Annotated in this window: 21 protein-coding genes; 10 read left to right on the top strand and 11 right to left on the bottom strand. The window is 54.7% G+C overall.

The window, feature by feature from the left end:
• Position 1: 1 nt before the first annotated feature.
• The 4 genes from EYC98_RS05985 to EYC98_RS05970 are packed head-to-tail and all read right to left on the bottom strand — an operon-like array spanning position 2 to position 3,993.
• On the bottom strand, positions 2 to 847 hold the full coding sequence (locus EYC98_RS05985; protein ID WP_279244403.1) for a CheR family methyltransferase: 846 nt from the start codon (positions 845 to 847) through the stop codon (positions 2 to 4).
• A complete protein-coding gene (locus tag EYC98_RS05980; protein WP_279244402.1) occupies positions 847 to 3,054 on the bottom strand; it encodes a methyl-accepting chemotaxis protein in 2,208 nt (735 codons plus the stop codon). Before EYC98_RS05980 ends, EYC98_RS05985 begins: the two co-directional genes overlap by 1 nt.
• Before the next feature lie 16 nt (positions 3,055 to 3,070).
• A complete protein-coding gene (locus tag EYC98_RS05975; protein ID WP_279244401.1) occupies positions 3,071 to 3,610 on the bottom strand; it encodes a chemotaxis protein CheW in 540 nt (179 codons plus the stop codon).
• Positions 3,610 to 3,993 (bottom strand): response regulator, encoded by a 384-nt coding sequence (locus tag EYC98_RS05970; RefSeq protein ID WP_279244400.1) that lies wholly within the window; start codon positions 3,991 to 3,993, stop codon positions 3,610 to 3,612. The genes EYC98_RS05975 and EYC98_RS05970 overlap by 1 nt, the downstream gene beginning before the upstream one ends.
• Positions 3,994 to 4,325: 332 nt before the next feature.
• Here EYC98_RS05970 and EYC98_RS05965 point away from each other — a divergent pair, with 332 nt between their 5' ends.
• On the top strand, positions 4,326 to 5,627 hold the full coding sequence (locus EYC98_RS05965) for a TonB family protein (protein ID WP_279244399.1): 1,302 nt from the start codon (positions 4,326 to 4,328) through the stop codon (positions 5,625 to 5,627).
• A gap of 33 nt (positions 5,628 to 5,660) precedes the next feature.
• Positions 5,661 to 6,182 (top strand): hypothetical protein, encoded by a 522-nt coding sequence (locus EYC98_RS05960; protein WP_279244398.1) that lies wholly within the window; start codon positions 5,661 to 5,663, stop codon positions 6,180 to 6,182.
• A 37-nt stretch (positions 6,183 to 6,219) separates the two neighbouring features.
• Here EYC98_RS05960 and EYC98_RS05955 read toward each other — a convergent pair whose 3' ends face one another.
• Positions 6,220 to 6,573, bottom strand: a complete 354-nt coding sequence (locus tag EYC98_RS05955) for a hypothetical protein (protein ID WP_279244397.1) — start codon at positions 6,571 to 6,573, stop codon at positions 6,220 to 6,222.
• 158 nt (positions 6,574 to 6,731) lie between these two features.
• On the bottom strand, positions 6,732 to 7,580 hold the full coding sequence (locus EYC98_RS05950; protein ID WP_279244396.1) for a serine hydrolase: 849 nt from the start codon (positions 7,578 to 7,580) through the stop codon (positions 6,732 to 6,734).
• Positions 7,581 to 7,783: 203 nt separating this feature from the next.
• Between EYC98_RS05950 and EYC98_RS05945 the strand changes: the two genes are divergently transcribed.
• The 7 genes from EYC98_RS05945 (at position 7,784) to EYC98_RS05915 (ending at position 14,938) form a co-directional block, all read left to right on the top strand.
• Positions 7,784 to 8,818 carry a DUF4382 domain-containing protein gene (locus EYC98_RS05945; RefSeq protein WP_279244395.1) on the top strand — a complete coding sequence of 345 codons (1,035 nt, stop codon included), beginning with the start codon at positions 7,784 to 7,786 and terminating at the stop codon, positions 8,816 to 8,818.
• A 120-nt stretch (positions 8,819 to 8,938) separates the two neighbouring features.
• Complete coding sequence (locus EYC98_RS05940; RefSeq protein WP_279244394.1) at positions 8,939 to 10,072, top strand: zinc-binding dehydrogenase; 1,134 nt, start codon at positions 8,939 to 8,941, stop codon at positions 10,070 to 10,072.
• A gap of 117 nt (positions 10,073 to 10,189) precedes the next feature.
• The gene (locus EYC98_RS05935; RefSeq protein ID WP_279244393.1) at positions 10,190 to 10,525 is read left to right on the top strand and encodes a hypothetical protein; all 336 of its coding nucleotides are present in this window, start codon (positions 10,190 to 10,192) and stop codon (positions 10,523 to 10,525) included.
• 43 nt (positions 10,526 to 10,568) lie between these two features.
• Positions 10,569 to 11,798 (top strand): cytochrome P450, encoded by a 1,230-nt coding sequence (locus tag EYC98_RS05930; RefSeq protein ID WP_279244392.1) that lies wholly within the window; start codon positions 10,569 to 10,571, stop codon positions 11,796 to 11,798.
• A 12-nt stretch (positions 11,799 to 11,810) separates the two neighbouring features.
• Positions 11,811 to 13,178, top strand: coding sequence for an MATE family efflux transporter (locus EYC98_RS05925; RefSeq protein ID WP_279244391.1), 1,368 nt, complete (start codon positions 11,811 to 11,813; stop codon positions 13,176 to 13,178).
• A gap of 73 nt (positions 13,179 to 13,251) precedes the next feature.
• The gene (locus tag EYC98_RS05920; RefSeq protein WP_279244390.1) at positions 13,252 to 14,280 is read left to right on the top strand and encodes a DUF481 domain-containing protein; all 1,029 of its coding nucleotides are present in this window, start codon (positions 13,252 to 13,254) and stop codon (positions 14,278 to 14,280) included.
• Positions 14,281 to 14,293: 13 nt separating this feature from the next.
• Positions 14,294 to 14,938, top strand: a complete 645-nt coding sequence (locus tag EYC98_RS05915) for a 2-hydroxychromene-2-carboxylate isomerase (protein ID WP_279244389.1) — start codon at positions 14,294 to 14,296, stop codon at positions 14,936 to 14,938.
• Here EYC98_RS05915 and EYC98_RS05910 read toward each other — a convergent pair.
• The 5 genes from EYC98_RS05910 to EYC98_RS05890 are packed head-to-tail and all read right to left on the bottom strand — an operon-like array spanning position 14,935 to position 20,582.
• Positions 14,935 to 15,366 carry a potassium channel family protein gene (locus EYC98_RS05910; protein WP_279244388.1) on the bottom strand — a complete coding sequence of 144 codons (432 nt, stop codon included), beginning with the start codon at positions 15,364 to 15,366 and terminating at the stop codon, positions 14,935 to 14,937. The two genes, EYC98_RS05915 and EYC98_RS05910, sit on opposite strands and share 4 nt — an antisense overlap.
• 18 nt (positions 15,367 to 15,384) lie before the next feature.
• On the bottom strand, positions 15,385 to 16,695 hold the full coding sequence (locus EYC98_RS05905) for an ABC1 kinase family protein (protein WP_279244387.1): 1,311 nt from the start codon (positions 16,693 to 16,695) through the stop codon (positions 15,385 to 15,387).
• The gene (locus EYC98_RS05900; protein WP_279244386.1) at positions 16,685 to 18,106 is read right to left on the bottom strand and encodes an ABC1 kinase family protein; all 1,422 of its coding nucleotides are present in this window, start codon (positions 18,104 to 18,106) and stop codon (positions 16,685 to 16,687) included. The genes EYC98_RS05905 and EYC98_RS05900 overlap by 11 nt, the downstream gene beginning before the upstream one ends.
• Positions 18,106 to 19,122, bottom strand: coding sequence for a M14 family metallopeptidase (locus EYC98_RS05895; protein WP_279244385.1), 1,017 nt, complete (start codon positions 19,120 to 19,122; stop codon positions 18,106 to 18,108). The genes EYC98_RS05900 and EYC98_RS05895 overlap by 1 nt, the downstream gene beginning before the upstream one ends.
• Positions 19,116 to 20,582, bottom strand: a complete 1,467-nt coding sequence (locus EYC98_RS05890) for a glutamate-cysteine ligase family protein (protein ID WP_279244384.1) — start codon at positions 20,580 to 20,582, stop codon at positions 19,116 to 19,118. The genes EYC98_RS05895 and EYC98_RS05890 overlap by 7 nt, the downstream gene beginning before the upstream one ends.
• Before the next feature lie 252 nt (positions 20,583 to 20,834).
• On the opposite strand from EYC98_RS05890, the gene EYC98_RS05885 reads away from it, so the two are divergent.
• Positions 20,835 to 22,136, top strand: coding sequence for a GntP family permease (locus EYC98_RS05885; protein ID WP_279244383.1), 1,302 nt, complete (start codon positions 20,835 to 20,837; stop codon positions 22,134 to 22,136).
• Positions 22,137 to 22,147: the final 11 nt, after the last annotated feature.

Here is a 22,147-nt window from a genome sequence, read left to right as displayed (position 1 = left end):
TTCATTTCCGTGTGCATTTGCGATATGCGTTTACAGTTTCAGGGCGCCAGCGCGTAACATCTGACGAGCCCCAATTTGGTGCCTCTCCGGCGCCCAGAACTAACAGGCCACCTGGTTGCAACCTGCGAACCAACTGTTCAAGGATGCGATTTGCCGTGTCTTCCCGGAAGTAGATCAGAACGTTTTGGCAATAGATCACGTCCATATCCGTATAAGGGCAGCTTTCCAGGTTAATCAAATTCGAACTACCGAAGGCCACTCTTTCGCGTAACTGGCTTCTTATTTTCCAATCAGCCTCTTCTAGCTTCATAAAGCGACTCAGGCGCGTATCTGATACCGCTGCCACCTGTTTCTCGCTATAGCTTCCGCGCGCTGCAAAGGTGACTGCACTGGGACTGATATCCGTTCCCAGTACCTCCCAATGAGCACGACTACCGCCCAACTGCTCAGAAGCGATCATTGCCAGTGACCATGTTTCCTGACCCAGCGAACAGCCGACTGACCAAATTTTGAAACGACGAGCGGCTGCATAGGACTGTCGATTTTCTTCCCGAAGAAAGTCACCCACTGCGTTCATCGCTGCAATGTTGCGAAAAAATCGAGAATCCTTGACCGTCAGTTCATCAATCAGCGCGGCCTTTTCCAAACTGCCCTGCTCGCCACTCTCAACCAGGCGCTGATACTCCTCCAGTGTGGGAACTCCGCAGGCCAACAGACGAGGATAGATACAACGTTCTAGCACTCGCTTGTGGCCTCGCAGGGTAATTCCCGTAACACCTTCGATCCAGCTTTCCCAACGGGGGAGCTCTTCCTTAGATATTCGCGGATATTCGAACGTGGCGTTCATTAGCTAGCCTTCTGCTCCAACTCTGAATTCGCGAAGGCGTCGTAATCACCTTCTTCGGCCAACTCCATGTCGATCTCCATCTCCAGGTCATTGAGTTGGTCCTGCGCGCTTTCAAGCTCGGCAAGAGGTTCATCAGCAACCCCAGCAGCAGCTAGCTCTGCATCACGCGGCACCTCAGCAACGCCGTCCTCTTCCTCCAGCTTGAACCGCTGCGTATCCTCTCTCAAACGCACAAACAGCGAGCGCATGTCATTGGTAGCGGCATCCATTCGGTTGGCCGCTTGCTGCGTTCCCAGAATCTTTTCCAGAATGTCACTGACAGATTCCGTAACGTGACCAGACGACTGACCGGACTGCTGAATCTGTTGGCGCATGTCACCCATATAGTTGCGGGTGTTCTCGCTCAGAGAGAGAATATGACCAAAGCGTTCACGTACATCAGAGGCAATACCGGTCAGCTTGACCAGCGATTGCGTAGCACCTTCCATGTTGCGGTTAGATTCCGCCATGCGGTTACTCACTGATCGAATCGCGCGGTCAGCTTCCTGAACAATGTCGTTAGTCTGGTTCGCCAGCTTACCCGTCTCATCGGCAATACCTGCGAAGCGTTGACCACCCTCACCAGAGTATGAGGCAGCCTCAATTCTAGTGTTCATCGCCAGCGTAGAAATCGAGTTCGCAACCTCACGAATCTTGAACAACAGGTCAGCAACAATTTCTATGTCGTCGCCCAGACGTTTACTAGTCTTGGCTACTGTTTGCTGTGATTCGCGAATATCTTCAACCGAAACCATCAGGTGTTGAATACCGTCATCACCCTGCCGGGCAGCCTCCACGGCCTCATCCGAAGCCTGATCAGTCGTCTCCGCCAGCTCAGTCATGTGGTTATTGATCAACGCCAACTCACTACTGGTGGACGCTGTGTCGGCAACAATACTACCGACTTCTTCCAAGCTGCTCTTAACTTCAGCCGAGGCCTCTGCGGATGCCTCTACCGCTTCGGTGACCTGCAAGCTGGAGTTATTCACCGAGGTGACAACTTCCCGGATCCAGGCAATCAGCTGGTTTATAGCAACAGCAATCGGCTGGGTAATACCGTCGGTCTCGGTAAGATCTCGAGTCAGATTTCCCTCAGCGAGGGGCTGTATTTCATATACTTTTTGCTGCACCTCGGCCTGAGTGGTTTGGGCCTGGGCCTGTGACTGACGTTCCTGATTACGCGCACCATTAAGCCGCAGCGCTATAAGAGCAAACAGCAGCATACTTAACCCAGCAAGGTAGGTAGCAGTGGTGCCAGACCAAGCACGATCGTCTGCCAGCTGGTCGACATTAGCCAGCGCATCACCTACGCTTTCACTCAATGAAGGCGTGGTGTTAGCGATCAGTGCCGCAGCCTGAGCAGATCGAATAAGCTCCGGGTGTGCATCGTAAATGTCGTTTACTGAAGAGCTAACCAGCGCATAAAGTTCGACGGCCTGGTTCAGCGTTTCAATGCCATCTACATCCGTAATCTTATCGATATCACGCAGATCATCTCCAGCCCTGAGGCCTTCCATGTTGCGCTGAAACATCAAAGCATCCTGCTTGAATTCCTCTGCGGCAGCCTGTGCATTGGCACTACCTTCAAGAATACGATCAATGTTTCTACCAATACGCTCAATCAGCCATAGCTGTTGCTGTGCCGCGAGCAGGGTTGGATTGGAGACGTTGGTATCACCCAGGATATCTACCAGATCGGCGTAATAGGCCTGAATAGTCTTAATGTTGGTGTTCAAGTTTTCAGATACTTCACGAATAAACAGAATGCGGTCCTGCGCAGCTAATATAGCCTCAACGCTTTCGCTAACCTTATCCCAATCAGTGACAATCCGATTAACGGGCGCAGTCATTGATAATCCGGGTCGAGGTACGCCTTGAGCGCCGTTCTGCAGAACATTCAGATTGCGCGGGAACTGGGCGCGCGAGGCGTCTAGCTCGGCAAACGCGTCCACTTGTCCAGCAAAAGCCTCTCTGGAACTGACGTTTATATCTTGGGTAGTTACGCGCATTTCCGAGGCAACACCCCGATACTGTTCATCCCAGCCGCTGCTGATAGACATTTGCCAAATATTGTAAGCAAACGCTGTCAATGCACCCGCGAGCCCCACTGCTGACAGCAGCATGATGGAATCTACGCGCCCACGTTGTTTCAAAATCGAAGGACTCATTGCCTTTCTCCTACCCTTAGTTATTAACTGCTATACCAGCCTGTGAGAAGTCGGTATCGTTCAATAATCGTTCAATGCTGAATACGGCGTAATCGCCATCTTCCGCTGTATATACTCCACTGACGTAAGGCTGCAATTGCTGTGCCACCGCTACATCAGTCCGTAATTCGTTTTTGGGAAACCGTACGCCGCCAAAATTCGCGTCGATAAGCAGTCCCGTGTGAATGCCACGTCCGCTAACAATAAACGCCTGCTTGCCATTGGAAGTCTGCTCGCCGCCGGAAAGAAAACTGCTGAAGTCTGCGATAGACAATAAGCGACCGCCGATATTCGCTAATCCACGCACCCAGCGCTTCACGCCTGGAATGGGTACTGTGGGGGTCACATCAACGATCTTGCGAATTTCCTCAAGACTGACAGCGCACCGGACACCGAGCACCTCAAAAGCAGCGCCGTACCAGTATTCGACATAGCGATTCGCCAACGGCACCGGTGCAGCGTTCTGCCCGATGTGTTGCGCCATGGCGCGTAGTCGGTCGAAGTTCACCTGATCCATCAGGAAGCCTCTCTCACCGCCAGAAACTCACCCAGAATTTGCCGCAGAGCTTCCATCTCGAGCGGCTTTTCCAGATACGCAGAGCAGCCTCTGTCTTTCGACTTGCCCATCGTAAAGACGTCATCGTGGGAGCTAAGCATCACCACAGGGACGTCTTTGAACTCTCCCCTACTGGCGCGTATCAGCGTCAGCGTTTTGAATCCGTCCAACGGCTCCATCGTGATATCCAAGAGGATGAGGTTAGGCTTCACGTCATCTAACTGCGTGACAGCATCCCAACCATTCTCGGCGGTCGCTACATCGCAACCGCATTCCTCAAGCATTCTGGTAGCCTTAATTCGGATGATCTTGTCATCGTCTACAAGTAATACTCGACCTTTCATACTGTTATGTTCCTGAGGCATTTTTTCCAATTCTCCTGTGCAAGCAGGCTTTCAACTTCCGCAACAGATATAACCATTACGTATGTGACCACGACACAAATATTCACTACTAACAACCCCCTTGAATACAAAAAACTCTACTTTTCGTGAGAAACAACGCCCTCAGCGCAAGTAATTTGCAGTGCGCATATTGCCAGCGCAACTAAGCTGCGGTGATCGACAAAAAAACGGTTTTTCTGTGTTTTCCCACTGTTTTTTCTTGTTTAGGGCTTGCCTCTGTTGCACCTTTTAGCCCTCGACAACTAGACAAAAGCAAAATACGGGAAAGCAAAATGTTGCTTAATAGCTCGCTAAGATTACGAAAATTCGCCTTGGTGGCACTGCTTTTCAGTGCCACACTGGAAGCCCGACCCGCCCTGGAGCCCGCTGGATTAGCGGCCTACACGGAGACCGCTAGAGACATTTATGTGGCCGGCCTACTATTGGCGCCTGGAACAGGACTGGACAATATTTACTTGGCACCAGGCCCCAAGGAAATGGAATATCGGATTGCAACGCGTCGCATCAGCAGTCGCGGGTTTTCTGGTACGCTGCTACTGCAGGCTGAAATGGGGTCCGGACAACGCGCTCCCGAACATGTCATCGGCGTTATCAATAACTTGAAAAGCCATATGAAGGGCGCCCTGATGCAGGGTGACCAATTTGTTATTTCGCTGTCTGCTGATGATGCGACCAGCTTTTACTTAAATGGCACGGAACTGCTAAGCGTCGACGATGGTTCAGTCTTTGACTTCTTTTTCGCCGGCTGGGTGGGAGCGACAAGCTCTTCACTGCTGCGCGACAGCCTGCTGTCTGGCAGCATAGATACGGGCACTATGGCGCGCTATCGCGCCTTGGTCCCCGCTGAAAAGCGCGTCGCAACAACGGCTCAATGGACGCAACCGGCACCCACAGTGGAAATCGCAGAGGTGGCCGCAGTGCCAATCGCTGCAGTGGCTACGGTAACAGTAGCTGCGGCAACTAAAACAGTGGCCGCCACGGAGGCAGCTGTCGCAATTCCCGCTGTCACCAGCCCGTTGACCGAGCCGGCATCCACACTCGCTCCAGCAGCCAGTGACGCCGCCGATCAAGAGGTGAATACACCAGCAATCGTCGCTGCCACAGCAACAGAAACGATAACAAACACCACAGCGAGCGCACCCGCTATAGCTGAAAGCACAGAATTTGAACCGACAACACTGAGCAACGATCAAAGCGAGCCAGTGCAGCTTGCACTCGCCAGTGACGCGTCGGTTCTGGTTATTGATGATCGTGACTACCAACGTCAACTGGCGACCTATATTTCTGAAGTAATGACTTCCGTATTCGCCAACGTCAAGTACCCGCGCCGCGCCGTGAAGAGACAGCGTGAAGGCAAGGTTGAGCTGCTGGCAACTCTGACAGCCGAGGGCGAACTGGCCGGCCTGGCGCTAGAGAACACTTCAGGTTTTGATATTCTCGATAAAGCGGCGGCCAAAGCCATTGAGAATGCAGCCCCCTTCCCGGAGCTGACGGATGTTGCTCGCGAGGAGTTCCTCACTGAGGATGGCAGCAATTACGTGGTAATGATTCCAGTAACGTTCAGACTTCAATAACTTACCATCGACTTTCGGAGCAGGTTTTAGCAAATGGCAACATCAACTTATCCACTGACACACCGCGCCTTGGTCTGCACTCGCATGGACATGTTCAAAGAGTTCAGGGACGTCAATGCACTGAGCAGCGCAGGCCCCATACTTCCTCCATTGAAGATGGATCTCGAAGCGGCGTCTACCGAACAGGCTCAGCGGGTGATTTTATTTCTTTTCCCGGTATTGCTGCATAACTTGCTGCGGGCACAGGACTTCCCGCTGCGCAAGAAGCTGGCAGGTGCTTTGGAGACGATGGAACAAAATATCAAGGAAAACTCCAGCAATACCATGATTCAGGAGTTGCTGGCCTGCGGGCTCAAAGGCAAAATCTGTGACCCGGCCGGTCTACCAGAAAATATTGATGCCAAACGCGCGGTCGCTCTTTATCTGGAGCGAGGCGAATGGGATACGCTGTACCGTACATTTTATCTGCGGGTGACCAAGACGCTTATCAAAGAACGTAAGGCTGTAGCTGAATGGTTGCGCGCCCAGGAAGCAGACGCAGTGGCTCCCGCGTAGCGGCAGCCCGAAAAAAGATAGGGAATATCTGAGCTAGCTAGCGACCTGCACCAGCAGCAAGCGGCATGACATTATTCGCCATAGCCCGGGGACGGTTATCCAGATTCACAGCAGCCGCTACAGTGCGCTTCCAGGCGCCTTTCGCCGTGTTATCCGGATTAGTGATCAAACAGCGACGAAACCCCTCTTTAGTCTCAATCTGAACCGGTGACTTGTTGGGAGTCCAATCTTCTTCCATCACTCTAGGTTTGCGCGCAGACCAGAACCAAAGTCCGCGTTTATCCTGAAAATAGAATTTTGCGTCTACCGGCAAGGCAATACGTTCGCCGGCAATAATCGCGTATTTTTTCAGCTTTTCTACATTATCGTTATTAGCTCGGGACATGTTCACTTTAGCGCTTCCCCCATCAGGACTGTCTTTCTGAAACCGTGACCGCTATTTCAACGCCATCGCGACCAAAAGTGAATGAACGCGTGTCACAAAAATCAGCCTGCGGCGCAACTTAACTGCGCTGGGTGTGACCGAGTTAACAAAAATGCGACGCTTGGCTAACTATTGCCAAGCATCCAGTGCCGCAAACGGTTGGAATCACCGAAGGGCGTCAGCTTGCCGAAGGAGTTCAGCAGGACAATCGAAACCGGCTCACCCTCGATGGTTACGCGCATTACCAGACACCGTCCGGCTTCATTGATGTAGCCGGTTTTACCCATCGAAATATCCCAATTTTGGTTCCGCAGCAATCGATTGGTATTGCCATATACGAGGGGTCCACGGTCGGACCAGGGACTCACCTCGCTACGCAGCGTAGTACTGGCCTCCGTAATCATGGGATAACGACTGGCAGCAACCAACATCAGCGCCAGATCACGCGCAGTAGATACGTTTTCTACCCTTAACCCGGCCGGATCTACAAAATGCGTAGCTCGCATTCCTAAAGCCTGCGCTTTCCTATTCATCGCAGCAACAAAAGCAGCGATGCCTCCAGGCCAGGTTCTCCCCAGCGCCATAGCGGCGCGATTTTCAGAAGCCATGAGAGCCAGCCTCAATAATTGGCCGCGCGTGAGAGTGGCACCATAGTGCAGCCTCGACCCGGTAAGTTGCACAAGGTCCCGATCGTCTCGGGTAATCGAGATCGGCTCAGAGAAATCCGGTTTTGAATCGATAACAACCATGGCAGTCATCAACTTGGTAATCGACGCTATCGGGCGCACGCTATCGGCGTCCCTGGCATAAATTTGCCTGCCGCCGCCATCAATGACCAAAACCGAGGCAGAACGCAACCCGGGATCTCCCGCGAGCCCAATGAAATGATCCGCAGTAGCCGGTCCGGAAACCGCTCCCAGCAGCAGCATAATAACGCCACGAATACTCAATCGCGCAACTCTTAGCGCAATCATATACTGACCAAAATGCGGTAGTGTGCACTTACTCTTGCTTTTAAAAGCTGCATCAATGTGGCTTCCGGTGGGGTGCTAGTTTGATTATTTTGGCTAACGCTCTGCACCAGATTGTTGCCTTGAAATCATCACAAAACTTAACATAACAATGGGGCCCAATGCAGTTAAACTAGCCCATTAAGGAAACCTGCATCAGGCCTTCTATGAAAGCGCTTTCATCGACCACCAATAAGCGGCCCTATATCGCCGCTATCGCTCTGACGGCTGCTCTGTCCATGGTTCAACTGGCAGGCTGCGGCTGCGGGTTTGACTGCAGCAGTGAAGACTCTGGTAGCACGCCCACTGGGGCACTGACGCTGGGCATTTCCGATGCCCCACTGGATGAGGTGAGCGAGGTGGTAGTGGTGATCGATCAGGTGGTTCTGCGCGGCAGTGGGATAAACGACGTTATCATTGACGTTTTCACCCAGAATGCCGCCGAAACAGACACCATTAGTGTCGATCTTATGCAGTATCCGGGTCTCAGCCAGCTGATCATTATTGACGCTCTTGAATTAGTCGCAGGAACCTATACCGCAGTCGAACTGGTCATCCTCGACGGCGACGTGAACTTCTCCTATGTTGTTGATATTGAAGGGCAAAAGCCTCTAGAGGCGGATTCATCGAGACTCCTACTGCCAGGCATCAGCATCGGCAGCGGCACCGAACACAGTTACACCTTGGAGTTTGAGCTGGGCCAATCACTAAGCTCAAACGCGGATGGAAGTAGCTACCAACTGAGCGCCCAGGGTGTACGTGTCATCGATACCACTGTCAGCGCGAGCGTCGGCGGTAGCATCAGTACGGACCTGTTCAGCGAGGGTGAGGTCTGCTCAGCGAAGCTTGATCCGCTGGTCGGCAATCGTGTCTACCTTTATAACGGACACAATCTGGTGGCAGAGGATCTGGCTGACGTACACACCACAGACAGCTCTACTACCGTGCCAACGGCTGCCATAGCGCCGCTGGCGCTGACGCAGCCCCGGTTCAACGATTCCTTCGCACGTTGGGATTACATCATTGCCTACCTCCCAGCCGGAGACTATACGTTAGCGCTCAGCTGTGCGGCAGAGGATGACGACCCCATCAACTACGATGGTTTTGCGCTGCCGGCTCCAGCTGCGCAGCTTTATGAAATTACTGTAGCGGCCGGGGACAGCGCAATTTGTAATTTGACCGTTGCGGGAGACTGCCAATAACGCTTGCGACACCTCAAGCGGCGACCGGGTAGAGGATTTACCCGCGGAGAATGACTCAAGCTGTCGGCACCTGACAAATTGCCTTATAGTGCTAACCCCCTCACCAATCGAGTAATCATAATGTCTATACCTGCCCAGTCCCGACAGCTGCGTTCCATGGTCACCAGCGACGGCATCCTTGAATTATCGCTGACAGAAGTGGATGTCCCTGAATGTGGCCCCAACGACGTTCTTGTGCGTATTGAGGCAAGCCCCATCAACCCGTCTGACCTCGGGCTGTTATTCGGTCTGGCAGATATGAGCAAAGCTGAGTCCTCTGGCACGGCTGAGGCACCAGTGATCACGGCGCCGGTGGGCAAAGCCGCCCTCGCCATGCAAAAGGCACGACTGGGACAATCAATGGCAGTTGGTAACGAAGGCGCCGGTGTTGTTGTAGCGGCCGGTTCTGCACCAGAAGCACAGGCCCTGATGGGCAAAACCGTCGGCGTTGTCGGCGGCGATATGTACACGCAATACCGACTCATGCCGGCAATGATGTGTATGGCACTGGAAACTGGCACCACACCGCGTCAGGGCGCTTCCTGTTTCGTTAATCCACTAACCGCTTTGGGTATGGTCGAGACCATGCGCATGGAGAACCATACAGCGCTGGTGCACACCGCTGCCGCCTCCAACCTGGGCCAGATGCTTAATCGAATCTGCATCGCCGACGGCGTACAGCTGGTGAACATCGTGCGTAAACCGGAGCAGGAAAAGATATTGCAGGATATTGGTGCACAGTATATCTGCAACAGCAGCAGCGACACTTTTCGTGCTGATCTGGTTAAGGCACTGACAGACACTGGCGCCACGCTGGCTTTTGACGCCATTGGCGGCGGCGAACTAGCCGGGCAAATATTGGGGGCAATGGAAGCTGCAGCCAGCGCCAATGCCGCAGAATACAGCCGCTATGGCTCCGACACCTATAAGCAGGTTTACATTTATGGTGGGCTGGATATCTCTCCCACCGTACTAAAGCGCAATTTCGGCCTGACATGGGGGCTGGGCGGCTGGCTACTGACGCCGTTTCTGCAAAAAATCGGTATCGAGAAGATGCTTGAAATGCAGGCGCGGGTGGCCGCAGAGATCAACAGTACCTTTGCCAGCCATTACAGCGCCGAGGTATCACTGGAGCAAGTCTTGACCCTGGATGCCATCGCGGAGTACGGCACACAGAGCACCGGACATAAGTACCTCATAAACCCCAGCCTCTAGTGGTCAGATGTTAGTGCTGCCGGCGCCTGAATAAGCGGCAGCGCTTGCTTAACCTCTGGTGACGGCAGTAGCAGTATCGGCGTAACATTGTGGAGTATCGCGCTGGAGGCAAGCAACATGGCAAGTAAACAGGAAGCACCTGCAGATCCACTCACCAACGCTCGACCGGCGTTGCGTAACCTGCTGTTTTTTCAGGTCAAATTAGCACTGGACGCGGCGCGGGATTTTGCTCTTAGCCCAATCAGCATTATCGCTTTCCTGCTGGACCTGGTCATCCGACCGGCGGCGGAAAAGAGTTACTATTTGCGCCTTATGCAACTGGGTCAGCGCTCTGACGAAATCATTAATCTGTTCGAGCAACACCAGGCAGCTGAGCACTATACGGTAGATAAAACCCTGGGCGATGTAGAGCGCGGCGTTGGCGAGGCGCTACGCCAACGAAATCAGAAGTAGCAAGATTCTGTTATGCTACAGCTCTACCAGTTGAGGATCTGATATGACCGCGCGGCAAAGCTCCGACACTTCCGACACGGTTACGCCGGGCTGGTACGGCATCAACCCTGCTACCGATGACCTGAAGACAGATCCACACGCTCGTTTTGCACATTTGCGCGAGACGGCACCGATTAATCTCACTCCTGAAGGACGCTGGCGTTTATCGCGTTACGCTGACATCCAGCAACTTCTCAAGCACAGCAGTGTAGGTATGCGTCATCGCAATGGGCTGATACCTGACCACTCGCGCGAGGACAGTGAAAATTCCAAATTCATGCTGCGCATGGACCCTCCTGACCACGATCGCTTGCGCAAGCTGGTCAGCAAAGCCTTCACTCCAGCTGCACTGGCGGCACTGCGACCGCAGGTACAGGCGGTAGTTGATGGCGAACTGGACCAGAGCGTCAGGGCGGGTGAAATGGATCTGGCGGAGGACTTTGCACTATTGGTTCCAGCCGCCTCCATGTGCGCCATGCTGGGTATTAATTTCAGCGACAGACAGCGGCTATCGCGGCTGGTGTCACACGCCACCTATATTCTGGCTGTTAAAGCATTCCCTGAACTACAGGGCAAAGCCCACGCTGCTCTGGAAGAACTGGCCGGTTATATGCTGGACCTGATAGAGGAACGTCGCGCCAATCCCGGTACGGATATTCTTAGCGCTATGGTCATGGCTGAAGAAACTGGAGACAAACTCTCGACCGAAGAGTTATTGCAGCAGGGTATAGGGCTGCTGATCGCCGGACTGGAAACCACTATTGGTCTTATCGGCAATGGCATGCGCTGTTTCGCCCACTATCCGGATCAGTTTGAGCTGCTGGCCGCAAACCCGGAACTGGCTGGCTCAGCCGCGCAGGAATGTCTGCGCTTTGAACCTTCGGTGCCAATGACCGTGCGCGTGCTTTGGGAGGATACTGACTTCGGTGGTGTCACCATACCCGCTGACAGTGTCATCAGCGCCCACCTGATTGCCGCCAACCGCGACCCGGCCGTATTCAGCGACCCTGATAGATTCGATATTACCCGCAACGAGGCCCGGCATTGTTCATTCGGCGGCGGCATTCACTTCTGCCTTGGTTCGCATCTGGCACGCATGAACGCTGAGGTCGCATTTGCCAGCATCGCCCGCCGTATTCGCGATATTGAATTGGACGAGGACAACTTTCGCTGGGCGCCCTCTCTGTTCCGGATACCCGGCAATATTCCCGCACGCTTTGCCTTGCGCTCCTGATACCGCCGGTCAATGAGCTTGAACAAGGCCACGGATGACCTGCAAACCAACCAAAGACCAGGCATATGGCAGCTGGCCATACCTTCTATATTAGGCAATCTTTCGTTCACAATAGTGGGGCTGACGCAGACCAAAATGGTCGGCTCGCTGGGCGCTGAGGCGCTGGCAGCGGTCGGCGCCGGACAACGGATTTTCTTCCTCATGCAAGCCATCATGATGGCTGTCAGCATCGGCACCACAGCTCTGGTTGCTCGCGCCTGGGGCGCTAATGATCGTGTCGAAGCAAACCGGATTACTGTGGCCTCGCTAGCACTCGCGTTAGGGTTGGCAATACCGATAACCTGCACCGGTTTTTTTCTGGCCTCCGTACTCGCTGGAGCCTTCGGACTGGATGAACAGGCGCATGCGCTGGCAGCCGCTAATATACGCTGGCTCAGTTTGTTCAACTTTGCCTATGCTATTACCGCCATTCTTTCTGCCGCCCTGCGCGCCTCGGGCGACGCCTGGACGCCACTGTGGGTCTCTGCCGGTATCAATATCATCAATGTCCCACTGCTGTATCTGCTGGTATTTGGCAACATGGGCCTACCGAAGCTGGGAGTGGTCGGCGTGGCAATAGCCTCAGGTCTGGCTTTCACGGCGGGTGCGGCAGTGTTGATGTGGCTGTGGCTCAGTCAGAAGGTACAACTTCAAGGCTCTATCAAGGGCTGGATGCGCCGGGACAGGCTGCGCCGGCTGGTTGATATCGGCTATCCGGCAGCGGTAGAGCAACTTATCATTCAGGCTGGCTTCATTGGCTTTCTAATGCTGATCGGCAATTTCTATGGCACAGAGGCATTTGCCGCCTACAGCGTTGGCGTCAACGTTCTGCTGGCCGCTATCACTATAGGTTTTGGCTTTTCGGTCGCGGCTTCCACGCTGGTGGGGCAACATCTGGGTGCCAATGATCATGCTGGCGCAGCGCGCAGTGGTTGGCGCTGTATGGCGCTGGCGATTGTGGCAATGGGCGGCATCGGGGTACTGGTAATGACCTTTGCAGAGCCTCTGGTTTTGTTCTTTATTACAGAACCAGTAACGGTCGGCCTGGCCATCAACTTCGTCTACTTGCTGGGTGTCATGATGCCTTTTATGGCCATTGATTTCGCTCTCGGTGGCAGCCTACGCGGCGCCGGAGATACCCGCTTTCCGTTGGTCGCCACCATCTTTAGCCTGATTGGGGTACGGCTGGGACTGGCAGTTTTGGCGACATGGCTGGGGCTTTCTGTGGAGTGGGTCTACGCCGCACTAACCGGAGACTATCTGGTCAAGGCCGCCATGCTCAGTTGGCGCTTCAAGCGCGGGCGCTGGAAAACAGTCATCCCCATGAATATGCCTGCCTAGACTCGCCGCCGCCGGCATCCTCAGCTATCATGCCCGCTCTACCGCTTAACCTCCAAGAAGCAGGAGATTGCCAGTGATAAGGTTTGCCTCAATATTCGTTTTGACGCTCGTCGCCGCGTTAATTGCCAACCCCGCGCAAGCGCATCCAAAAACCGATGTCATCACCCTAATAAACGGGGATCACATCACTGGCGAGATCAAAGAGCTGTTCAGCGGCATTCTCAAGCTCGGCACCGATTCGATGGGCACGCTGTCTATTGAATGGGAAGACGTGGTTGCTGTGGAAAGCGCCTATCGCTATGAGGTGAGGTCCAGCGATGGCTCGCGCTTTTATGGCACGGTAGCGATGGAATCAGATATGGCCAGTATTCTCACCGTGCGCCACTACGGCGGCACCCGCGAACTGGCGCCGCTGGACATTGTCGAGCTGCGTCCGGTAGCCAAAGAGTTCAAGGACCGGATTGATATCTACCTCTCCACTACTGCGGCCTACAACAAGGCCAGTGATATCACTACCTGGGAGTTCAACACCACTATTGGTTACGAGGACGAGAAAAGTCGCAACCAGCTGACGGGCCGCTCGACTAACACCAATACCGGGGGCGATCTCAAGCAGAGTGCCAAAGTAGACCTCTCGCGGCGGGTTTGGACAGATCGATCCCAGCTCTATCGAACACTGCACGCCAACTATGAAAGCTCCGACGAATTGCAACTGGACTACCGGGTTACCACCGGTATCGGCTGGGGTCGCTACTTTAAAGATACCAACCGTCACCGACTATCGTCCGAGGCCGGATTGCAGGTCCTGACGGAACGCTCAACTTCAGGTGCTGAACAGCAGAGTGTGGAAGGATTTTTAACCGCCAGCTATAACCTGTGGCGATTCAGCACCCCCGAGCTTGACCTGGCGCTAGAAGGCAGCCTCTACCCCAGTCTCACCGAGAGTGGCCGGATGCGTGGCGATACCAATGCCCGCCTGCGCTGGGAAATTGTAGCGGACCTCTATCTGGACTTTACCGCATGGGCTACCTACGACAACCAGAACGAAGGCGACAGTAGTATCGACTATGGCCTTTCCACTGGCGTGGGCTGGGAATACTAACGGAGAGTTTACTATGCCGGCCCAAATCAACCTCTATTGGTCTTTCCGCAGCCCCTACTCGTACTTGGCAACCCCGGGTGCACTGCAGTTGGTGAAAGACTTTGATGCTGAAATACAGTTTCGCCCGGTACTGCCACTGGCACTCAGGCAACCTGATTTTTTCAGTCCCGAAAACCAGAAAAGAGCCCGCTACATTCGCATCGATTACCCCCGCCGCGCGGCCATGCTGGGGCTACCTCAGCGCTGGCCGTCGCCAGATCCTATCGTGCAAGACATGCAAACTTTTAAAATTGCAGAGGACCAACCTTACATCCACAGGCTCACGTATTTGGGCGTGGAAGCACAGCGGCGCGGTCGCGGCATTGAGTTTGCCGCCAGCGTTTCGCGCATGATCTTTGGCGGCACCCGCGACTGGGATCAGGGCGATCATCTCACTGCTGCAGCGGCAGCGGCAGGACTGGACCTGGACGCTATGGAAGCTGCTATCGAAGATCCTGCAGACCATCTTGCAGAGGTGGCTGAGAATCAGCACGCGCTGGAAAATTCCGGTCACTGGGGCGTACCTACCTTCGTATACGCTGACGAGCCCTTCTTCGGACAGGACCGTCTCGACTCTTTGCGCTGGCGCCTCGAGCAGGACGGATTACGCAAAAACTAGCGTTGCTCAGGCACCCAATCTTTCTGCATTTCAAGATATAGAAACGAGGCGGACCAGGTAATCAAAACCAGCCCGGTCAGGGCTTCCAGACCCGTCAAATAGCGCACGTCGCCAAGCGGAACAATATCCCCGAATCCCAGTGTGGTGAACGTCGTAAAGGAAAAATAGGCGCAGTCCATCAGCGTGCCACTGAAGTTACCGGTCAGTTCACCCCAGCCCTCGGCCCTGTGCATCCAGTAATACACGATCGCGAAAATCCACACCTCTATCGCGTGAGCAATCAGTGCACCGACCACACCCAACACAATGCGGTAACGATGGGCAACTTGGATGCGTGGTATGACCAGGGTCAGCCGATAGAGAAATTCGTAATGAATGACCACCACAATTCCGACTACCACGGCGTTAACCAAAAAAACGCTCAGCATCAGATGTTCCCCCTGCAGCTAGACCCAGCGCTGGGCCAGCTCACGAATATTAACGCGCGCTTTCATACGACTGGCCAACATAAAGATGCCGCCAATTTTGCGATGAAAGAACACCGCATCCGTGGGCGGCGCCTGCCAGAATTCTTTAAAGTCCTGAATAGACTCTGTGTATGCGGCCAGCCGCGCAGGCAGATCAGTTGCGCCAAAATCGTAGGCACCGTCATAAGCCAGCGACTCTAGCGCCATCAACAGTACTTGCTCCACCAGCTGCGTGTATTCGTCATTCGCACCAGCAACCACATAGCCCAATTTTTCTGTAGCCTTGATCAGCTTCTTGCCATCCTGTTTGATAGCAGCGCGCACCAGCGCCTTGTAGCCGTTTACAAACCCTGCCTTGAAATAGCGCGTGGCACCAAAGTCTAACAACACCAATTGCCCCGTCTCAGATTTATAGCGGTAATTGGCAAAGTTGGGGTCGGTTTGCACCATGCGCCAGCCGAAGAACTCCAGCAACATCAATTCCATCAAAGCACTGCACAAGCGGTCTCGATCTTCCTGCGGCAGATCAGCAATGGTTTCTATAGGCTCACTGGCCAAATAGGTCATCGGCAATACCTGTTCACGCACCAAGTCCTCGATGACCTCGGGAACCAAAAAGCGATCATCATCGGCGAGCGCTTCGCCGTAAGTTTTCAAGTGCTCCGCTTCTAGCAGGTAATCGGCTTCGTCACGCAATTGCTCCTTGGCATCTGCGAGCAGCGGTTTGATATCTATACCCTCCGGAAGCAGGCCAGAGACCCGCAACAAGCCACTGATATTATCTACATCGCTATCAATGCTGCGGGCGACACCGGGATACTGGATTTTAAGTACTATCTCACGACCATCCGGCGCATAGGCACGATGTACCTGGCCGATAGAAGCGGCGGCGATGGGCTTGGCATCAAAACCGTAAAACAGCTCTTCCCAGTCTTCGCCATACGCCTCGGTCATGGTTTGCTGCAACTGTTTGGGCGGCATGGAAAACCCATCAGAGCGCAATCGCGCCAAAATATCAGTCAGTTCAGGCGGCAAAAACTCGCCGGTTTCCATGGACAGCATCTGCCCCATCTTCATGGCGGCACCGCGCATATGGGCCAGCTCATCGGTGAGCCGGCGCGCATTGCCAGGCGTTAGCAACATATCCCGGGCGCGCGGACGCTCACCTTGTGCCAAACGCCTTGAGCCCTCGGCAATAAAACCGCCGGCCAGGCCGCCGGCCAACTTGGCCATTCGGCCCAGCCGACCCACGCGGGACGCGGGTACTGCACGAGATTTTTTATCTGCCAATAGATTCTCCAGAGCGCTGTTCCAGCCACGGTTGTATGTAAGGGAGTGCCACCGCATAGCCATTAAACTCGGCACCCAGCACAGAAATAAAAGTAAACACGCCACTGAGTTTGCGTGCGATCAGGGCGAACTCCCGCGACGGTACGGTAAAATGCGAACTGGCGGCATTTTTTGCAGCCTGCTTGCCAGCCCGGCGCAGCAGCGCTGACTTGCCCCAGCAATATTCACCGGCTGCATTAAGGCGCTCAGCAGGCAAATGTTTTGGGTCCTGCAGTGGTTCTAGCAGGTGTAGGCAAAAATCTACAAACAATTCCCGTGCCTCGTCACTGGCATCTGCAGGCAAACAACCCAGCCCGGTCAGCGCCCCCGCAATGCCTGCACGATCGCCGGTGAAACCAAAGGCGATGGTATTGCGCAGATGCACCAGAAAATACTCGGGACATTCGAGCATCGAGCCAAAATCAAGCAAAGCGAGTTTATCGGCAGCACCGCGTTTGCGTGGATCAATCTCTATCAGGTAGTTGCCGAAGTTAGGATCGCTCTGCAGCACCCCCCACTCAAACAACTCCAGAAAAAATAATTCCAACATCGCCTTGCCGAGACGCGTACGTCGCCTTTGCGACAGGCCTAATACTGCCTCCCCATTAACCAGACTACCCTCGATATACTCCATGGCCAGAACCTGTGGACCGGAGTACTCATCGATTACCCGCGGCACATGATAGGCAACATCGCTGTTGAGCGCCGCTACCCACTGCCCCATCTGACGACAAAAGCTGGCTTCGCGAAGATAATCGATCTCGGTGTGCAAATGCTCACGCATGGACTCCAGCCAGGCATCCAGCTCACGCCCACCTTTAATCCAGCGGGCGAGACGCAACATCCGCACCACCGCATCAAAGTCCTGATCGATCACCTCCGCCAGACCCGGGTACTGCACTTTCAGACAAATCTGCTCACCCGTGGCTGTTATGGTGGCACGATGCACCTGCCCGATAGAAGCCGCCGCGAGCGCGATGGGTTCGATGTCCAGCGCAGCCACAGACGCGCCCAGATCAGCCTGTAGTACCTTCTGCATCTGTTCCCAAGCTAGCGGCTCAGTTTGAGACTCCAACTCATGCAGCGCCTCCGTCAGGGCTGGCGGTAGAAAATGCTCGCCGAACATCGCCAGCATCTGCCCGATTTTGATGTAAGTGCCTTTCAGGCGCCCTAATTCGTCGACAAACCGCCGCGCTTCGCGACGCGCAAAGTCTGAACTCGACGCCGTCTGCTCAGATCCGGCGCCACGTTGCCGAATACTCTGCACAACCCCGTCTGCTGCTAAAGCAGAACCAGCGCGCAGACCCGCCAGAGAAGCCGTAACACTGCGCTGCAGGGCCGGCAATTTCCAGCGTTTAGATTTAGACGGCATTAACTTTCACTGACGGGAACGGGCTCCGTGACAAAATAAAACAGACAATCTGATGCGGCGATATCGGCGCGCGTGGTCGCCATAAACAGGTGCAGGCGACTGCGTGCAGAGAGTATACCATCGCGCACCTGGAAGAACTCCTCTACCGGGTGGCTGCAATCCCCTGCCACCACTTGCAGATGCGTCAGACCCTCTTCGCCCAGCCAGCCCAGGGCCGCGCCAGCTTCGAGGGCGGCAAAGTTATAGCGCTCTATGTCTTTGCGTATCGTCACATCACGATCGCGCAAGCCATGATCGGCATAATCAATACGCGAATGTTGCAACAATTCCAGCCGGTAGGGATGCTGGAACAAGGTCAGCGGACGCTCCTCTGCAAACACATGTGGCGCCATCAAGTACCGACCCAGCCCGGCACTGGCAACAAAATCTGCCGCATCATCAAGCGCCCCGCCCGCTTCGATGGTCACTACCGGGCATGCCAACGGCTGCTCCATCAACGAGCCCAACTGCAAGTCAGTGATAATCAGGTAATCCACGAACAACCCCACCAAACAGCGCGCTGCGGGAGTATCACTGGTTGCCACGGCAAAGCCATGACTGGAGCCAGAGGTATTATGTATATCAATCACTGCCTCCGGCTGACACTGATCGATATGCTGCAAGATGGCTTGCGCCAACAAGCCTTCGTTGTCGGTATAGGGCGGGGAGAAGCAGCGATTCAGATCACGCTTGCCTGGCAACTGGCGGAAATAAAATAAAGGTTCGGTGCGCGCAGCGGCAACGGAAGCAATGATGAAGACTGTATCGACAGCGGGCTGCTTACCGCTGCGCAACCACTGGTGCACCGCCTCCAATCCAGAGGGCTCATTACCATGCAACAGTGTAACCAGAACCCTGCAGCGGCTTCGGTCATGACCGTGCAGATGAATAGCGACAGGGCCCGGCAGGTCGCACAAGAAATCGCTGACCCGTGGTGCTACCGCTGCCGCTGAAGGCTGTTCCCATACCGTCAGCACCAGGTTGCCACCGGTGCACCCACCATCACGTTTTCAACGTATTCAGCCAGCATGGCGGCACAGGATTCTGCGACCGGTAGCGTCTGCCGATGCGCGGCAAAACGCCGCAACTGCCAACTTGCACCGTTACTCTTCATCGCCAAACGTTGCTGCAGAACCTCCCAGAGATGTTCCGTATCGCCACTAGTAACACCCAGCTCGGCGGTACCAACAGCGGCCAGCGGCAGTAATTCCCGAATCAATTCGGTGATCGGACGCAGCTCCAGGCCCACACCACCCGCTCGCGGCCAAATCAACTCCGCGTCTAGTCCAAACTGAGCCGCACGGTAGAAATTGTATTCAGCAAAGCGAAACGGCAGGCCGGCCATATAACTGTCAATACGATCTTGCAGGCCCACTGCCCAACCAATTGATAACGCCGCATTGGCCAACATATCGGTAATAGTCGGCCCCGCCGGCAAGGATCGAAATTCGATGCGTAAATGGCCGCCATCATGGTGATCATATACCGGACGGTTCCAGGGCCAAATTGTGCCGTGGTGTAAGCGCAACTCAGAGAACATGGGGCCGGATTGCTGTTGCTGCTGCTCCGGAAACAAGGCCGGGATCAACGGCGGATACAAGGCGACGTTCTCGGCGAACAGTTCCCAAGCGCCCTCGCGAACCCAGCCATGACCAAAAGACACCCGCGCCGGCTCACGCCAGCCGGGGTTATCGTGCTGACGGTAATCGACACTCTGCTTGAACAGGGCAATACGCGACTCCTGCCAGAGCCGGTGCCCGGCAATCAGCGGAGAGTTGGCCCCCAACGCCAGCACCAGTGGTGCGGTCAGCTGCGCCGCGTTGAACCATTTGGCAAAGTCCGCAGCCGGCACCCGTAGATGCACCTGAAAAGAGGTATTGGCGCCCTCTACTGTGACGCCCTCGCCGCGCAACGAGAGTGGGTCTTCTCCGTCTATATGAATGTCGTAGTCGGCGCCACGTAGCGCATTGATGCCACGATTAAGAGCGTGATAACGCGGTCGGTCAGACATATAATCCTGACTCAAGTGCGCCTGCTGCAGTGTCGGCAATATACCAATCGGCAAAATATTACAGTCCAGCGCGCGCGCCTCTTCCTGCAATCGCTGCATGAGCTGGCGCAACTCCCGTTCCATGGCTGCGAATGGGTGACCCTGCGCCGACACCGGCGTCATATTGAATTCGAGATTGTAACGGTTCAGCTCTGGCGTCAGCTGCGGATTGGCCATCTGCTTTAGCAAAGTTTCACTGATCGCCGCTGGGGCATAATCACTATCGACCAGATACAGCTCCAGCTCAGCACCAAAGCTCGGAGCCCTGACGTTAAGCGGCGGGCTCTTTAGCAGCTCTCGCAGGGACGTCAACTGCACCTGCAAGCGCCGCGCAAACTCTGCTCGCTCGCTGGGGCTGAAAGAATCCTTGTATATCGCGTCGCCCATCTGCCACCGATTTCGCTATCTTAAATCGCTAGAATAAAGCGTTAGTATCAATTCAAGCAATCGCTTAGATCAAGAATACGTGACACAACATAAACAGTGGCTATACCGCGTTCTTCGTTGTTATATTCACAGCCGGCAACAGTCTGCCAGCTGAATACACAATAACTAGACCGTAGCTAGACCTTAAGTCATCAATAGCGACACAGCTGACACAGACATTGGACACCGTCATCAAACACTGCGGAGAACATAATGATCAGCATGATTGGACTGGTTGGCAGCCTCGCGCTGCTAACGGTACTGGCCCTGCGTGGCTGGAACCTGTTTATAGCGGCACCACTGTGTGCGCTACTGATTGCTTTTAGTGGCAACATTCCAGTCCTGCCCAGCGGCGACGGCATCGCCTTTGTAACCACCTACATGGACGGCTTTGCCGGTTTCGTCGGCGCCTGGTTCTTGATGTTTCTGCTCGGCAGCCTGTTCGGCAAGTTCATGGAAGACACCGGCTCAGCCGATAGTCTGGCGCGCTGGATCGTCAATAAACTGGGAATGCAACACGCGGTCGCGGCGGTGGTCATGGCGTGCGCGATTCTTACTTATGGCGGCGTCAGCGTTTTTATCGTCGCCTTCTCGGTTTTTCCCATGGCTTTGAGTCTGTTCAAGGATGCCAATCTCCCACGTCGCTTCATTCCTGCGGCGCTGGCATTCGGCTCGGTGACATTTACGATGACGACCGCAGGATCGCCAGAGATCCAGAACTGGATTCCCATCAAATATCTCGGGACTTCACCCTATGCCGCCTGGGAAGTCAGCTTTATTGTTGCCGCCTTTATGGCGGCATTCGGCTTTTGGTGGCTGCGCCGCATGATTGGACGGGCAGTGGCCAATGGGGAGCATTTTGAGCACCGCCTGAGTGATCCCGAAATACCCGAGCGCGACTACCCGCATCCCGCCAGCGGATTACTGCCGCTGTTGGTGGTGCTGCTGGTTTCATTTTTCTTTCATGAGGCCTATGCCCAGTACGCGCTAATTCTCGCACTGGGTGGCGGCTGCATCAGTATCATGGTGATCAACTGGCGTCATTTCCACGACCTGTCTGGCGCCGTCAATGAGGGCACCAGTGGCGCATTAATTGCCATTGGTAACACCGCCGCCGTGGTTGGCTTTGGCACCGTCGCCAAGGCCTCGCCCGCATTTGCGGTCGCTGTTGAGGCGATGACAGGCATTCCCGGCAACGAGCTGATCGGCGCCGCCATAGCCGTCACCGTAATCGCGGGCTTGACCGGTTCAGCATCCGGCGGACTGTCTATAGCACTACCGGTACTGGCGCCCTATTACACTGACGTCGGCGTCAACCCTGACCAGTTGCATCGCATTTCATCCATTGCTTCCGGCGCGCTCGATTCACTGCCCCACAATGGCTATGTCGTCACCACCGTGCGGGCTATTTGTGGCGAAACCCATCAAAGCGCCTACTGGCCGATCGCCGCTCTGACTGTGGTGGTGCCGACCATTGGCCTGATCTTGGCGGTGACGCTGATGCAGTGGATCTAACTGTCATTGGC

It is taken from the genome of Candidatus Litorirhabdus singularis (genome assembly GCF_026262625.1).
Classification (GTDB): Bacteria; Pseudomonadota; Gammaproteobacteria; order Pseudomonadales; family Halieaceae; genus Litorirhabdus; species Litorirhabdus singularis.
Note: the sequence above shows the minus strand (reverse complement) of the source record. Positions and strands in the feature narration are given on the sequence as shown.

What these genes read in the sequence shown, in the direction of transcription:
- EYC98_RS05965 (WP_279244399.1), top strand. Translation starts at nt 4,326, where the DNA reads ATGTTGCTTAATAGCTCGCTAAGATTACGAAAATTCGCCTTGGTGGCA.
- EYC98_RS05960 (WP_279244398.1), top strand. Translation starts at nt 5,661, where the DNA reads ATGGCAACATCAACTTATCCACTGACACACCGCGCCTTGGTCTGCACT.
- EYC98_RS05980 (WP_279244402.1), bottom strand. Translation starts at nt 3,054, where the DNA reads ATGAGTCCTTCGATTTTGAAACAACGTGGGCGCGTAGATTCCATCATG.
- EYC98_RS05900 (WP_279244386.1), bottom strand. Translation starts at nt 18,106, where the DNA reads ATGCCGTCTAAATCTAAACGCTGGAAATTGCCGGCCCTGCAGCGCAGT.
- EYC98_RS05915 (WP_279244389.1), top strand. Translation starts at nt 14,294, where the DNA reads ATGCCGGCCCAAATCAACCTCTATTGGTCTTTCCGCAGCCCCTACTCG.
- EYC98_RS05985 (WP_279244403.1), bottom strand. Translation starts at nt 847, where the DNA reads ATGAACGCCACGTTCGAATATCCGCGAATATCTAAGGAAGAGCTCCCC.
- EYC98_RS05930 (WP_279244392.1), top strand. Translation starts at nt 10,569, where the DNA reads ATGACCGCGCGGCAAAGCTCCGACACTTCCGACACGGTTACGCCGGGC.
- EYC98_RS05940 (WP_279244394.1), top strand. Translation starts at nt 8,939, where the DNA reads ATGTCTATACCTGCCCAGTCCCGACAGCTGCGTTCCATGGTCACCAGC.
- EYC98_RS05950 (WP_279244396.1), bottom strand. Translation starts at nt 7,580, where the DNA reads ATGATTGCGCTAAGAGTTGCGCGATTGAGTATTCGTGGCGTTATTATG.
- EYC98_RS05935 (WP_279244393.1), top strand. Translation starts at nt 10,190, where the DNA reads ATGGCAAGTAAACAGGAAGCACCTGCAGATCCACTCACCAACGCTCGA.
- EYC98_RS05925 (WP_279244391.1), top strand. Translation starts at nt 11,811, where the DNA reads ATGAGCTTGAACAAGGCCACGGATGACCTGCAAACCAACCAAAGACCA.
- EYC98_RS05885 (WP_279244383.1), top strand. Translation starts at nt 20,835, where the DNA reads ATGATCAGCATGATTGGACTGGTTGGCAGCCTCGCGCTGCTAACGGTA.
- EYC98_RS05910 (WP_279244388.1), bottom strand. Translation starts at nt 15,366, where the DNA reads ATGCTGAGCGTTTTTTTGGTTAACGCCGTGGTAGTCGGAATTGTGGTG.
- EYC98_RS05945 (WP_279244395.1), top strand. Translation starts at nt 7,784, where the DNA reads ATGAAAGCGCTTTCATCGACCACCAATAAGCGGCCCTATATCGCCGCT.
- EYC98_RS05890 (WP_279244384.1), bottom strand. Translation starts at nt 20,582, where the DNA reads ATGGGCGACGCGATATACAAGGATTCTTTCAGCCCCAGCGAGCGAGCA.
- EYC98_RS05975 (WP_279244401.1), bottom strand. Translation starts at nt 3,610, where the DNA reads ATGGATCAGGTGAACTTCGACCGACTACGCGCCATGGCGCAACACATC.
- EYC98_RS05970 (WP_279244400.1), bottom strand. Translation starts at nt 3,993, where the DNA reads ATGAAAGGTCGAGTATTACTTGTAGACGATGACAAGATCATCCGAATT.